This is a genomic window from Neoroseomonas rubea, from assembly GCF_016106015.1.
Taxonomy (GTDB): Bacteria; Pseudomonadota; Alphaproteobacteria; order Acetobacterales; family Acetobacteraceae; genus Neoroseomonas; species Neoroseomonas rubea.
Genome location: NZ_JACADQ010000096.1, coordinates 1 through 12,852 on the forward strand (window position 1 = coordinate 1; position 12,852 = coordinate 12,852).

Below are 12,852 nucleotides of genomic sequence, written 5' to 3' on the forward strand. Positions count from 1 at the left end.
GGGCGGCGGCCCAGGCGGCGCGTGCCGGCGCCTCGTCCAGGTGCAGGTCGGGGGCCGCGGGGATGGCGATGCGCGCCGGCGCGGCGCCGGGCTCGGCCCAGGCGATCGGGCGGCTGAACGGATCGGCGCGATCCTCGCCCGCCAGCACGCGGAAGGCGGTCCAGGCATCCTCGACATCCGCCGCGAAGACCGAGACGCAGTCGAGGCTGCGGCACGCCGGAACGACGCCGCGCGTCGAGACCGCGCCGAGGGACGGCTTCAGCCCGACGATCCCGTTCAGCGCCGCGGGCACGCGCCCGGAACCAGCCGTATCCGTGCCGAGCGCGATGGCAACGATGCCCCGCGCCACTGCGACGGCGGAGCCGGAGGAGGAACCGCCCGGCACCCGGTCCGGCGCCACCGCATTGCGCGGCGCAGGATAGGGCGTGCGGACGCCCACCAGCCCGGTCGCGAACTGGTCGAGATTGGCCTTGCCGAGGATGAGCGCGCCGGCGGCGCGCAGCCTGGCGACGGCCGTCGCGTCTTCCTCCGGCACATGCGCGAAGGCCGGGCAGGCGGCCGTGATGGGCCGGCCGGCGACCGCAATGTTGTCCTTCACCGCCACGGGAATGCCCCAGAGGGGGAAGCGCGCCGGGTCGAAGTCCGGCAGGGCGGCGATGGCGGCGTCGAGATGGGCCTCGGGCGTCAGGTCGAGAAAGATCCCGGGGTCATCGGCCGCGGCCAGGCGGCGCCGCGCTTCCGCCAGCACGGCGGCGGGCGTGGCACCGGCGGCATAGGCCGCGTGCAGCGCGGCGATCCGGAAGGGGCGTTCGACGAGGTTCATCGCAGCGCGGGATCAGCAAGCGGCGTGCCGTCCGACAGGCCAAGCGCACGGGCAGTGTGTATGCGCAACTGCATGCAATTTCGGCTGGGCCGGGCGCTGGCTGCCGAGGAAACAGGCGGCCGCGGTGCGACCATGGCGCCGGCAGACGTCGCACGGCGACATGCGCGGATGCGGTGGGCGGGACGCGCGCGGCGCGCGTGCCAGCGGTCGTGCCGTTCCTGCCTGTGGGGCGTCGCCCGCGCCCCCGCGGCGCCTCAGCCCATCCGTGCCGGAGGTTGCCCCGCCATGAGCCCCCAGGCGCCTTCGGTCGCGGCGAGATGCGCCCGCACCGCCGCCGCCGCAGCCGGTCCGTCGCCTGCCAGGATCGCCGTCACGATCGCCCCGTGTTCCGCGTGGGATGCGGCCAGCCGGTCCGGTCCGCCCAACTGCGCCGCGCGGAAGGGGGCGAGCCGCCGCCGCGTCGTCTCGGCCAGTTCCGCGAGATAGCGGTTGCCCGCACCGGCGTAGAGCAGGTCATGGAAGCCGACATTGGCGTCGCGATAGGCGTCCACCGCACCGTCCCGCGCCAGACGGCCCATCGCCGCGTGGCGCGCGTAGAGCGCCGCCTTCTCCGCCCGCCCCATGGCGGCCGCGCAGAGACTGGCGCAGACGGCCTCCAGTTCCGCCATGGCCTGGAACATCTCGGCCAGCCTCGCGGGCTCGGGGCGCGCGACGACCGCCCCGCGCCGCGGCCGCTGCTCGATCAGGCCCGTCGCGGCCAAAAGGCGCAGCGCTTCGCGCACCGGGGTTCGGGAGACGCCGTGCAGCGCGGCGAGTCGCTCCTCCTCCAGCGCCATCCCAGGCGCGAGGCGGCCCTCGGTGATTGCCGCGGCGATCGCCTCAGCCAGCGTCTCTGCGCGGGTCGGGCGGCGCGCCGGGGTGTCGGGCGTCGTCGCGCCCGGGCTGTCGGGCCGTTCGTCCATGCTCAGCCTTCGCCTCCTCATCGCCGCCCGGTCGGCAGTGCCCCGCGCCACGCCCGCCGATGGTGGAAGCACGTGACGTGCCGCGCGCGGAGACCCTGGCGACGAGCCTTGAATCTGACGTGCGGCGAAAATACTTGCGATGGATCAACTCCGCCCTGCCGGGCTAGGATGACGGGATGGATGCGATCATCGACCGCCGTCAGGCGAGCATACCCACTGCGTCGGGCGCGGCCGACATGGAGGCCCATGCGGCTGAGGCAGCGGCCATGCTTCGCCTGCTGGCGAGCGAGCGCCGGCTGACCGTACTCTGCACGCTGATCGTGGAGGGCGAGGCACCGGTCGGCCGCCTCGCCAAGCGCGCCGGGCTGTCCCAGCCCGCCATGTCGCAGCACCTGGCCAAGTTGCGGGAAGACGGCCTGGTGGCGACCCGCCGGGAGGGCACCACGATCCACTACCGGATCGCCGATCCGCGCGTCGCGAAGATCATGGCGACGCTGCAGGAAATCTTCTGCCCGTAGGAGAATTGACCCCACCGCCCCTGGCTCCCCTGTCGTTCCGATAGGATAACGGAGGCCAGGATTGGGGGGGAGGACCGCGGTGGGCGCAGACAGGGGTACCGCGCCCGGTCTTGTAGCGCGCCTGTCGGCGCTCGAGGCCGCCGCGGATTGGCCCGCCCTGGTCGCCGCCTTCGAGGCCGGGGCCGGAACCACACCCCCGCCACCCGCCGTGCTCGCCTATCTCAACGCAGCGCTCGCGCTCGGCGACGCGCAGCGGATCGCGGCGGCGACGCTCGTCGCGATCCGCGCCGAACTGCCGCGGCCGCGCCGCGTCCTCGCGGCAAGGCGCCTTGCCGGCGCGGGATACGGGGCGGAAGCGCTGGCGACGCTGTTCGCCGACCCGGACATCCTGCGCGACGACGGCGTGCTGACGCCGATGGGCCCGACGCTCACCGTGGTCGCGCGCGCGCTGCCGCATCCCGCGCTGAAGGCGGCGATCGAGACGGCCTGGCACCGCTTCGCCAACCTTGGGGAACCGGAGCCCCGCGCATCCCCCTTCGGCTTCGCTCCGGCGCCGCATCTGTCCGCCGGCGGCGCCCCCGGCGCGTCCTTCGCCGTATTCCACGCCGGCGGGCGCATGGCGGACGAGGCGGAGGAATTCGCGCGGCTCGACGCCCAGTTCCGCGCCACGCTGGCGGAGGATCGCGCCCCCTGGGTGCGCGTGTGGGAGAATGTCTTCGTCAACGACATGGGCCAGATCTGGCGTCCGGACCAACGCCTGCTTCGCACCCATCGCTGGCCGCTGCTGCGCCGGTCCCGTGCCGCCATGGCGACCGCGCCGCGCCTGGCCGAAGCGGTCTTCGCCTTCAACGAGGCCTTCAACTTCTTCCACTGGTACGCGGAATGGCTGCCCGCGCTCGCCTGGCTGCCGGAGGATCGCGAGCCGGCGATCGCGCTGCTCGAACCGCCGCGCGCGCCGGGCTTCGTGCAGGAAAGCCTCGACCTCGCCTTCGCCCGCCCGCCGCCGCGCGTGACGGTGGGCGACGCAGTCTTCGTCGAGCGGCTGTACATGGTGCCGGCCGGCGCGCCCTGGCTGACGCGCTTCGAGGCCTATCGCCCGGTGCTCGACCGCATCGCTGTGGCGGCGGATGCGGAAGCGGCGCGCGCGCCCGGGCCGCGGAGGATCTATCTCTCACGCCGCGGCAGCGCCGCGCGGCCCATGGCGAACGAGGCGGATGTGGAGGCGGCGCTCGCGGCGCGCGGCTACGCCACGGCGCGGCTCGAGGACATGCCGCTGCTGCGCCAGGTCGCGCTGCTGCGCGGCGCGGAGGTGGTGGTCGCGCCGCATGGCGCGGGCCTCGCCCATCTGCTGACGGCGCGGCCGGGGCTTTCCGTGTTCGAACTGATGCCCGTCACGCCGGCCTGGCACGCGCCGCGCTTCTGCATGGCGCGGCTGTCGCGCGTCGTCGGGCATCGCCACGCGCTGTGGCTGGAACCGGCCTTCGGGGCGGAGGAACGCTGGCGGGTGGAGATCGCGCCGATGCTCGCCGCGCTGGCGCGGTTCGAGGCCGAGGCGCGGGGCTGAAGGTCGCGGCCACGGACGTGCGGGGGTCGAGGAAGGTGTCGGCGGCCTGACGGCGCCGCGTCCTCCGTCGGCGTGACCCTCGGCGCGCGGCTGGGCGCCGTTCGGGGGTCCGACACGCGGTGTCACGACGGCGGAACCGGTCGACGCCGACCGCACTGTCCCATGACACTGAACCCGATCAGCCGTGTCCGGCCGATCGGAGATCGCTCTGGCTCGCCCGCGCCGCCTTCGAGGCTGCAACGCCGACCGTCGCGAGCGGCCGGTCGAGCCATTCCGAGACGAAGGCGGCCTCTGTCGCATTGGCCTCGGCGAGCGCGGCGCGCGCCTCGGCGATGTCGGGCTGGGTGGCGGCGGGCTCGGCCGGGGGCTGGTCCTCCCCCGCATTCAGGCGCGGGACGAAGGGCGGGCGCGGCAGGCCGGAATAGGCCGAGACCGCGTCGAGGAAGGCGTCGAGCGCATCGACGCGGCCGAGCACGTAGCTGCGCGCGCGCAGCGCGTCGCGCACTTCGGCCATCGTCGTGCCGCCGAAGACGAAGCGGAGCTGCGCGTTCGTCGTCACGTGGCGGAAGGGGACGCAGGACCGAGTGGCCTCGGCCAGCGTCATCGTCGAGAGCGGTTCGTGCAGCGGGTGGGTCGGCAGGGCGCGCGCATAGTCGTAGAGCGAGATCGCGCGCGCGACCGGGTCGCGGAACACGGCGAGGAAGACGTTCGGGCGCGGAGAGGCGAGCGCGGCCGGGTTGCCCACCAGGATATGCCCGGTGACGAGCAGCCAGCGGTGGAAAAAGGCCGCGTCCTCCCGCACCCGCTGCTCCAGGTCCTTCGGGCTGGTGTAGAGCACGAAGCTGCGGAACATCCGGTCGAAGGCGCGGTTCAGGCTGGTGCCGCCGGTTTTCGGAATGTGCAGGAAGAAGTACAGCGGCAGCAGCCGCGGCTCCATCGCGAAGGGATGGCGGATGGGAGGATGGCCGGAGGGGTCCTTCGTCTCGGGCGAAGGGCCGGGCGGGAGCGTGGAAAAGCGCGGTCCCGCGGTGCGCTGGAATTCCGGGCTGCGCATGACGAAGAGCATCAGGTCGACGGCCGTCATCTCCGCCGCGCGGTAGTGTGCGCCGAGCAGCGGGTCCTCCGGCGCGCGGCCGAGCAGGGCGCCGTAGACCGCTGCCACCTCCTCATCCGTCACCAGGTTCGCGCGCTGCGGTCGCGCGGGCGCATGGGCTTGGCGCCGGCGCTGGTATTCGGCGGAGGCCATGATCTCGGCGCGCAGCGACGCCACCGTGTCCTGGCCGAGCCGCGCGACGACGACATCCTCGCTCTCGGGGTCCCGCCCGAGCAGGGTGCGGTAGGCGGCCAGGACGTCGTCGCGGGTGATCGGCATCTGCGCCATTCTCATGCCGAAACGGTGCGGTGCGGGCAAGGGTGGCCCCTCTGCACGGCTGGCGCCCGCGGCCTATGCTGGCCGCCGGACGAAGGGGGAAGGGAACGGATGCTGCCGCTCGAAGGTGTGCGCGTGATCGAGGTCGGCCAGGCGCTGGCCGGGCCGCTGGCCGGGGCCATCATGGCCGACATGGGTGCGGACGTGATCAAGGTCGAGAAGCCCGACGGCGGCGACGATGCGCGCGGCTGGGGCCCGCCCTTCGGGCCGGACGGCGTCACCTCGCTGTATTTCCACGGGCAGAACCGCAACAAGCGCGGCATCACGCTCGACCTGAAGAAGGCCGGGGATGTCGAGGCGCTGCACCGGCTGTGCGAGACCGCCGACATCCTGGTCCAGAACCTGCGCCCGGGCGTGGTGGAGGAGATCGGCATCGGCCCCGCCACGATGCTCGCGCGGCATCCGCGGCTGATCTACTGCTCGATCTGGGCGTTCGGCGATCGCGGCCCCATGAAGATGAAGCCCGGCTTCGACCCGCTGCTGCAGGCCTATGGCGGCATGATGAGCGTGACCGGCCGGCCGGAGGATCCGCCGACCTTCTGCGGGGCCTCGATCAACGACAAGGCGACGGGAATGTTCACCGTGATCGGCGCGCTGGGGATGCTGCGGCGGCGGGAGGTCACGGGGCGCGGCGGCATGGTCGATACCTCCCTGTTCGAGACCGCGGTGCACTGGGTGGAAGGCCAGGTGAACAATCACCTGCACACGGGGGATGTGCCGAAGCGGCACGGCACGGGCGGCGCGGTGATCGTTCCCTACCAGGTGTTCGACACGGCGGACCGGCCGCTCTGCCTGGCTGCGGGCAACGATCGCCTTTGGGCGCGCTGCGCCGATGTGCTGGGGCATGCGGCGTGGGCGACGGACGAACGCTTCGCCAAGGGTGCCGCGCGCGTGCGCAACAAGGCCGCGCTGCTGCCCTTGATCGCGGAGGTGCTGCGCACGCGCCCGCGGGATGCCTGGATCGCGGCGCTGGAGGCCGCGGGCGTGCCCTGCGCCCCGGTGAACGACATCGGGGAGGTGGTGGCGAGCCCGCAATTCGATGCGGTGGGCATCGTGCAGCAATTGCCCGCCGGCGGGCCGCGCGTGGTGGGGCTGCCGATTTCCTTCGATGGCGAGAGGCCGCGGTCGCTGCGCGATGCGCCGCGTCTGGGCGAGCACGATGGGGAACTGCTGGGGCGCCCTACAGGATGAACCATCCGGTGGTGGGTCCCGCGACGCTGTCCACCAGCACGACGAGATCCGCCACCCGATCCCCGTTCACATCGCCCTCCACCCGCCAGCGCGCGCCGGGCGTCACCGCTTCCGCACGCAACTGCCCCTGGACGCCGCTGAAGGCAGCCGCGCCGATGAACACGAAGGCCTCGTCGCCTGCCGTTCCCGCGCGCGCATCGATGCGGGAGAGGTTGATGCGGTCCACCTCCCCCGCGCGAAAGGCGAAATCCGCGACCAGGTCCGGCGCGGCCGGGCCGGACTCCGCCACCTCGTCGAATCGGAACACGTCCGACCCCGCCCCACCGCGCAGCGTGTCCGCGTCCAGGCCGCCGAGCAGCACGTCGGCACCACCCTCCCCCGCGATGGAATCCGCGCCGCCCGCGCCGTTCACCACATTTCCGTTCGCATTGCCCACCAGCGTGTTCGCCAGCGCGTTGCCGAGGCCGGAGACGATGCCGCCCGCCGCCATGCGCAGCACCTCGACCTCCGCCCCCAGCGCGTAGGCGGTGCCTGCGCCGATCATCACCGTGTCGCGCCCGCCCCCCGCCGCTTCCACGACGATGTCGCCCGCCGTCAGCACGTACCAGTCATCGCCGCCGCCGCCGAACAGCCGGTCGATGCCGCCCGCGCCATCCAGCGTATCGGCGCCTGCGCCGCCGGCGAGCGTATCCGTGCCCGCGCCGCCCGTGATGCGGTTCGCCAGCGCATTGCCGGTGAAGCGGTGCGCCGCGCCGTCGCCGGCGACCAGGTGTTCGACCGTCGCGCCGAGCGTGTACAGCGCGAGCGTGGTGCGCACCGTGTCCGTGCCGGCGCCCGCCGTCTCCACCACCCGGTCGCCCGCCTCGTCCAGCACATAGAGGTCGTCGCCCGGCCCGCCCGAGAGCGTGTCCGCCCCCGCCAGCCCGTCCAGCGTGTCGTTGCCGCCGAGGCCGAAGATCGCGTTCGGGTTGGCCGTGCCGTCCAGCCGGTTCGCCGCCGCGGTGCCGTAGCGCTCGTAGTCGTTGACCACCGTCCAGGTGACACTTTCCTGCAGCGCGGAGCGGTCGCCGCGCACCCAGTCGGTCGGGTCCTGCGCGAGCGCCGTGACGATGAAGGTGCCGAAGCCGAGGCGGCGGCCGCGCAGGTCGAAGCTTTCCCCCGCGCCGGTGAAGGTGGTGCCGTTCACCGTCCAGTCCACGCGGATCACGGCGGGGTCGATGACATCGACCGTCAGGCTCGTGCGGTTCGTCAGCGTGCCGGCATTCGGCGTGTGGCTGTCGATCGGGTCCACCAGCGCGTAGAAGCCGCGGATGAATTCCTCCCGCGCCACCACATCGAAGGGGCGGTCGAGGTTCTGCATCTTGGAGTTCAGCGACGGCCGCCAGATGCCGGTCGCATTGTAGTAGCCGCCTTCATAGGCGCCGATCACACCGATTCCCGGCTGGTCGTAGCCGATCCAGTCTGACCATTTCGCGCCGGTGGGGTCGGTGGTGACGTTGCGCGCGAAGGGCTCTCCGCCCGAATAAGCGCCACCGAAATACCAGTACTCGTCGGCAAGGTCGGCGAAGGAATGGCCGACCTCGTGCAGCGCCACTTCGCGGGCGAAGGAATTCCCGCCGGCGTAGACCGCCCAGGTGCCGCCGCCCCCGCCATAGGTCGCGCTGTTGACGGTGGCGAAGCGCATCTCCGCCGTGATGCCAGTGCCCGCGAAGGCCGCGGCCACGGCCGCGTTCGCCGCCGCGTCGCTGAGATACAGCAGCCGGTCCGTCACCCCGTCCCAGCGATAGGACGCCCCGAGCGCGGTGTTGCGCGTGATGCCCGCGCCGGGATCGTCCGCACCCGGTTCGGCCGAGACGACCTCCACGCGGTGGATGTTGAAGAAGTTGCGATAGCGCCCGAAGGGCTCGGTCAGCAGCGTCCCGTCGAACATGTAGGTCAGCAGCGACTGCACATGCGCGGCGTAGGTCGTGGCGATCTCGCCCGCCGTGTAGCCATCGCCCACGAAGACCATGTCGATGCGGTTGGCGGATGGCCCGCTGTCCTGGACCGTGGTGAAGCCGGCCATGTCGCGCCGTCCCGGATGTTCGCGCCGATATCGTAACGAAATCCAGTGCCCGGTTTCAACGCGAGGGTGTCAATCCTCCTCGAGCCGCGCGATATCCTCGTCCGAGAGGCCGAAATGATGCCCGATCTCATGGATCAGCACGTTGCGGACCAGGCGGAACAGGTCCTCCCCGGTCTCGATCCATTCCAGCAGGATGGGCTCGCGATACAGCAGGATGCGGTCGGGTTCCCGCGGCACGTCGCCGCTGGATTTCGCGATCAGCGGCACGCCCTGGTACAGGCCGGTCAGTTCCCAGGGGCTTTCGATGCCCATCTCCCGCAGCACCTCGTCATCGGGCATGTCCTCGACGAGGATGGCGGTGCCGCGCACCATGTCGCGCAGCGGCTCGGGGATTGCGGCGAGCGCGTGCTCCGCCATCTCAACCAGGTCATCGAGGCCGGGCGGGGTCGAGAAGCGCATGGCGTCTCATGCGTGGCCGGCCGGCCTGCCGTCAAGAACAGGGAGAGACCGATGGTCGAGAAACTGGATGCGGCGGCGCGTGCCGCCCTGGCGCGGGACCTGCCGGACTGGCGGATGGTGGAGGGGCGGGACGCGATCGCGCGCGGCTTCCGCTTTGCCGACTTCAACGCCGCCTGGGGCTTCATGAGCCGTGTCGCCCTGCTGGCCGAGAAGCAGGACCACCACCCCGAATGGTCCAATGTGTGGAACCGGGTGGAGATCACCCTGTCCACCCACGATGCCGGCGGGCTGTCGGCGCGGGACATCGCGCTTGCCCGGGCGATCGACGCGCTCGTCTGAAGTCTTGCAGGGCGTGTGACCCGGCCCGGTTGCGGCGGGCCGGGCCGGCGTGCTTCTGTCACATCCGGCCAGACGCGCCGCAGGACGACCATGCCGTTTCCCGCCGCCCGATTGCTCGACATGCATGTCTGCCCGATGTTCACCGGGCCGGTGCCGCATGTCGGCGGACCGGTGCTGCCGCCCTGCTGCATCACGGTGCTCATCAACTTCTTCCCCGCGGCGCGGCAGACTGACCTGTGCCTCTGCGTCGGCCCGCCCGACGCGATCATGATGGGCTACCCGACCATCCTCGTCGGCAAACTGCCACCGGCCTTCCTGGGATCGCTGACCTCCCATGGCGGAAGCATCGTCGTGGGGTCGCCCAACGTCATCTATGGCGGTGCCGCGGGCGGAGGGGGCAGCGGGGGCGGCGGCGCGCAATCGGCCGCGGCGATCGCCGCCGCGGTGAACCCCCCCAACAGCGTCATCAACTGCGGCAACATCGTCGACGCGGTGATCGACCGGCTGGATGGCAGCAACCCGAACGCCACCGCGCCTGCCGGGCAGGATGGCAGCTTCGACGCCATCGCCGCGCGCCACAACACGACGATGAGCTGGGGCCACAACCTGAACGACGCCTACAACCTGGCGCAGCAGGGTGGCGACGGCACGACGCTGATCGTCGGCATCGACTACGGCAACGGCAATTCGCATGTCGTCGTGATGACGAACCAGGGCGGCACCGTCTCGATCGTCGAGGGCCAGAACTGGGGCCCCGGCCAGGGTGCCGGCGCCATCTCCGACCCCGCCGTCGCGCAGGCGCGCTACAATCCCGCCGATGTCGGCATCGCCATCGTGCCGGGCAATCACTGACGGCCGCACGCGCCGCTGCTTGCTGGCGGCCGCGCTGTCGGCCTGCGCGCCCCTGCGGGCGGAGGAGGAGAGGATGTCAGGTCAGTCGCCCCGCCCACCCGGCCCCGTGCCGAGCCGCGCCGCGGCGATCATCCTGGCGATGGAGGCGGTCGCCGCCGCCGACCCGACCACCGACTGGGTGCCGGTCGAGGAAGCGACACGCGAACGCCCCTTCGGCTGGGTCGTCTTCTACACCACGCGCGGGTACCGGGAGACAGGGGACCCCGGCCAGGCGAAGCCCGGCAACGGCCCCGTCGCCGTGGAACGCGCCACCGGCCAGGTGACGATGCTGCCCTCCGCCGGCCACCCCGACTTCGTCATCGGCGTCTTCGAAGCCGCCTGGACCGAGCGACAGCGCCGTTGAATTCCGCCTACAGCGCGCGCCAGCCGATATCGCGCCGGCAGAAGCCGCCGGGCCAGTCGATCGCATCGACCGCGGCGTAGGCGGCATCCCGCGCTTCCGCGAGCGTCGGCGCCGCGGCCGCGATGCCAAGGACGCGCCCGCCGGTCGCGACCAGCGCGCCATCCTCCCGCCGCGCCGTCCCGGCGTGGAACACCTGCACGCCGTGCACCTGCGCCGCGCGCTCCAGCCCTCGGATCTCGCTGCCCTTGGCGTAGGCGCCGGGATAGCCCCGCGCGACCATGACGACGACGAGGGAATGCAACGGTTCCCACCGCAGGTCGAAGGATGCGAGTTCCCCGTCGCAGGCGGCGAGCAGCGCGGGCAGCAGGTCCGAGCGCAGCCGTACCATCAGCGCCTGGCATTCCGGGTCGCCGAAGCGGACGTTGAACTCGATCAGCCGCGGCCCGTCCGCCGTGATCATCAGCCCGGCAAAGAGCACGCCGCGGAAGGGGGCGCCGCGCCGCGCCATCTCGGCGAGCACCGGCCGCACGATCCGCGCCATCGTCTCGTCCCGCAGCGCATCGGTGAAGACGGGCGGCGGGGAATAGGCGCCCATGCCGCCGGTGTTCGGCCCCGTATCGCCATCCCCCACGCGCTTGTGGTCCTGCGCGGCGCCGAGCGGCAGCGCCGTGGTGCCGTCGCACAGCGCGAAGAAGGAGACCTCCTCGCCCACCAGGCATTCCTCAACCAGCACCGTCGCGCCGGCGGCGCCATGGACGCGGCTTTCCATGATGTCCGCCACGGCGGCTTCCGCCTCGGCGACCGTCGCGGCGACCACCACGCCCTTGCCTGCCGCGAGACCATCCGCCTTGATCACGATCGGCGCGCCCTGCGCGCGGATATACGCCTTCGCCGCGGCCGGGTCCTCGAACCGCTGCCAGCGCGCGCCCGGCGCGCCGGCGGCATCCGCTACGTCCCGCGTGAAGGCCTTGCTGCCTTCCAGCCGCGCGGCCGCCTGGCTCGGGCCGAAGCAGCGGATGCTGGCAGCGGCGCAGGCATCGGCAAGGCCCAGCGTCAGCGGCGCCTCCGGCCCGCAGACCAGCAGGTCCACCGCCTTGTCCTTTGCGAAGGCGACCAGCGCGGCGATGTCCTCCGCCCCGATCGGCACGCAGTCCGCGACCTCGGCGATGCCGGCATTGCCCGGCGCGCACCACAGCTTCGTCAGCAGCGGCGAGGCCGCGATCGCCCAGCACAGCGCATGTTCCCGCCCACCGCCGCCGACCACCAGCACCTTCATCGCACACCCCCGTTCCGCAACGGGCCGCGCTTAGCATAGGGTGGCGCGATGGACACCCCGGCCGCCACCAACATCCCCGACTACAGCGTCTCCGACCTTGCCGGCGCGATCCGCCGCACGCTGGAAGGCGCCTTCGGCCGCGTGCGCGTGCGCGGCGAGATCACGGAGATGAAGCGCTACCCCTCCGGCCACACCTACCTCTCGCTCAAGGACGCCGACGCGAAGATCGAGGCGGTCATCTGGAAGACCGCGCTGCGCAATATCGGCACCATGCCCGAGAATGGCGTGGAGATGATCGCGACCGGCCGCATCTCCACCTACGCGGATCGCTCGAAATACCAGCTGGTGATCGAGCGCCTGGAATATGCCGGCGAGGGCGCGCTGCTTGCGAAGATCGAGGCGTTGCGCAAGCGCCTGCTCGACGAAGGCCTGTTCGATGACGCCCGCAAGATACGCATCCCGCGCCTGCCCGCCGTGATCGGCGTGGTCACTTCCGAGAAGGGCGCGGTCATCCAGGACATCCGCACCACCATCGCGCGGCGCTTCCCGCGCCGCATCCTGCTCTGGCCCGTCCTGGTGCAGGGGCAGGGTGCGGCGGAACAGATCGCCGCCGCCATCCGCGGCTTCGACGCCATCCAGCCAGGCGGGCACGTGCCGCGGCCGGACCTGGTGATCGTCGCCCGCGGCGGCGGGTCGCTCGAGGACCTGATGGCCTTCAACGAGGAGATCGTGGTCCGCGCCGCCGCCGCCTGCTCCATCCCGCTGATCAGCGCGGTGGGGCATGAGACGGACACGACGCTGATCGATTTCGCCTCCGACCGCCGCGCGCCGACGCCGACCGCGGCGGCCGAACTCGCCGTGCCGGCGCGGGCGGAACTCGCCGCCTCCATCGCCCAGACCGGCGCGCGGCTGGCGCAGGCGGCGGCAAGCCTTCTGAACGGCGCGCGGCTGCGCCTGCTGCGCGCCGAGCG

General features: G+C 72.3%; 13 protein-coding genes. 7 read left to right on the forward strand and 6 right to left on the reverse strand.

Features of this window, described 5'->3' with window-relative positions; genetic code table 11:
• A partial coding sequence (locus HW577_RS11520) for an amidase family protein (protein WP_269769537.1) occupies positions 1 to 823 on the reverse strand: 823 nt, incomplete at its 3' end.
• A gap of 254 nt (positions 824 to 1,077) precedes the next feature.
• The gene (locus HW577_RS11525; RefSeq protein ID WP_198376281.1) at positions 1,078 to 1,785 is read right to left on the reverse strand and encodes a GntR family transcriptional regulator; all 708 of its coding nucleotides are present in this window, start codon (positions 1,783 to 1,785) and stop codon (positions 1,078 to 1,080) included.
• A gap of 176 nt (positions 1,786 to 1,961) precedes the next feature.
• Here HW577_RS11525 and HW577_RS11530 point away from each other — a divergent pair, with 176 nt between their 5' ends.
• Positions 1,962 to 2,303 (forward strand): ArsR/SmtB family transcription factor, encoded by a 342-nt coding sequence (locus HW577_RS11530; RefSeq protein WP_198376282.1) that lies wholly within the window; start codon positions 1,962 to 1,964, stop codon positions 2,301 to 2,303.
• Between the two features lie 79 nt (positions 2,304 to 2,382).
• The gene (locus tag HW577_RS27055) at positions 2,383 to 3,867 is read left to right on the forward strand and encodes a glycosyltransferase family 61 protein (RefSeq protein WP_198376283.1); all 1,485 of its coding nucleotides are present in this window, start codon (positions 2,383 to 2,385) and stop codon (positions 3,865 to 3,867) included.
• 178 nt (positions 3,868 to 4,045) lie between these two features.
• On the opposite strand, the gene HW577_RS11540 is transcribed toward HW577_RS27055, so the two are convergent.
• Entirely contained in the window at positions 4,046 to 5,239 is a 1,194-nt protein-coding gene (locus HW577_RS11540) for a sulfotransferase family 2 domain-containing protein (RefSeq protein WP_198376284.1), read from the reverse strand.
• A 108-nt stretch (positions 5,240 to 5,347) separates the two neighbouring features.
• Here HW577_RS11540 and HW577_RS11545 point away from each other — a divergent pair, with 108 nt between their 5' ends.
• Complete coding sequence (locus HW577_RS11545) at positions 5,348 to 6,487, forward strand: CaiB/BaiF CoA transferase family protein (RefSeq protein WP_198376285.1); 1,140 nt, start codon at positions 5,348 to 5,350, stop codon at positions 6,485 to 6,487.
• Here HW577_RS11545 and HW577_RS11550 read toward each other — a convergent pair.
• Complete coding sequence (locus HW577_RS11550) at positions 6,477 to 8,552, reverse strand: M64 family metallopeptidase (protein WP_198376286.1); 2,076 nt, start codon at positions 8,550 to 8,552, stop codon at positions 6,477 to 6,479. The two genes, HW577_RS11545 and HW577_RS11550, sit on opposite strands and share 11 nt — an antisense overlap.
• A 69-nt stretch (positions 8,553 to 8,621) precedes the next feature.
• A complete protein-coding gene (locus HW577_RS11555; protein WP_198376287.1) occupies positions 8,622 to 9,011 on the reverse strand; it encodes a metallopeptidase family protein in 390 nt (129 codons plus the stop codon).
• Between the two features lie 51 nt (positions 9,012 to 9,062).
• Here HW577_RS11555 and HW577_RS11560 point away from each other — a divergent pair, with 51 nt between their 5' ends.
• From HW577_RS11560 to HW577_RS11570, 3 genes are all read left to right on the forward strand, one after another.
• Positions 9,063 to 9,350 (forward strand): 4a-hydroxytetrahydrobiopterin dehydratase, encoded by a 288-nt coding sequence (locus HW577_RS11560; RefSeq protein ID WP_198376288.1) that lies wholly within the window; start codon positions 9,063 to 9,065, stop codon positions 9,348 to 9,350.
• Positions 9,351 to 9,440: 90 nt separating this feature from the next.
• Complete coding sequence (locus tag HW577_RS11565; protein WP_198376289.1) at positions 9,441 to 10,202, forward strand: PAAR domain-containing protein; 762 nt, start codon at positions 9,441 to 9,443, stop codon at positions 10,200 to 10,202.
• A 73-nt stretch (positions 10,203 to 10,275) separates the two neighbouring features.
• Positions 10,276 to 10,605, forward strand: coding sequence for a YrhB domain-containing protein (locus HW577_RS11570; protein WP_198376290.1), 330 nt, complete (start codon positions 10,276 to 10,278; stop codon positions 10,603 to 10,605).
• 7 nt (positions 10,606 to 10,612) lie between these two features.
• Here the strand turns inward: HW577_RS11570 and purD are convergent, their stop codons facing one another.
• Positions 10,613 to 11,881, reverse strand: a complete 1,269-nt coding sequence (gene purD, locus HW577_RS11575; protein WP_198376291.1) for a phosphoribosylamine--glycine ligase — start codon at positions 11,879 to 11,881, stop codon at positions 10,613 to 10,615.
• Positions 11,882 to 11,929: 48 nt separating this feature from the next.
• On the opposite strand from purD, the gene xseA reads away from it, so the two are divergent.
• On the forward strand, positions 11,930 to 12,852 hold a 923-nt coding region (xseA, locus tag HW577_RS11580; RefSeq protein WP_198376292.1), incomplete at its 3' end, for an exodeoxyribonuclease VII large subunit.

Bases quoted from the DNA above. Each gene is read 5' to 3' on its own strand.
- HW577_RS11525 (WP_198376281.1), bottom strand. From the start codon at position 1,785: ATGGACGAACGGCCCGACAGCCCGGGCGCGACGACGCCCGACACCCCG.
- HW577_RS11530 (WP_198376282.1), top strand. From the start codon at position 1,962: ATGGATGCGATCATCGACCGCCGTCAGGCGAGCATACCCACTGCGTCG.
- HW577_RS11540 (WP_198376284.1), bottom strand. From the start codon at position 5,239: ATGCCGATCACCCGCGACGACGTCCTGGCCGCCTACCGCACCCTGCTC.
- HW577_RS11545 (WP_198376285.1), top strand. From the start codon at position 5,348: ATGCTGCCGCTCGAAGGTGTGCGCGTGATCGAGGTCGGCCAGGCGCTG.
- HW577_RS11550 (WP_198376286.1), bottom strand. From the start codon at position 8,552: ATGGCCGGCTTCACCACGGTCCAGGACAGCGGGCCATCCGCCAACCGC.
- HW577_RS11555 (WP_198376287.1), bottom strand. From the start codon at position 9,011: ATGCGCTTCTCGACCCCGCCCGGCCTCGATGACCTGGTTGAGATGGCG.
- HW577_RS11560 (WP_198376288.1), top strand. From the start codon at position 9,063: ATGGTCGAGAAACTGGATGCGGCGGCGCGTGCCGCCCTGGCGCGGGAC.
- HW577_RS11565 (WP_198376289.1), top strand. From the start codon at position 9,441: ATGCCGTTTCCCGCCGCCCGATTGCTCGACATGCATGTCTGCCCGATG.
- HW577_RS11570 (WP_198376290.1), top strand. From the start codon at position 10,276: ATGTCAGGTCAGTCGCCCCGCCCACCCGGCCCCGTGCCGAGCCGCGCC.
- purD (WP_198376291.1), bottom strand. From the start codon at position 11,881: ATGAAGGTGCTGGTGGTCGGCGGCGGTGGGCGGGAACATGCGCTGTGC.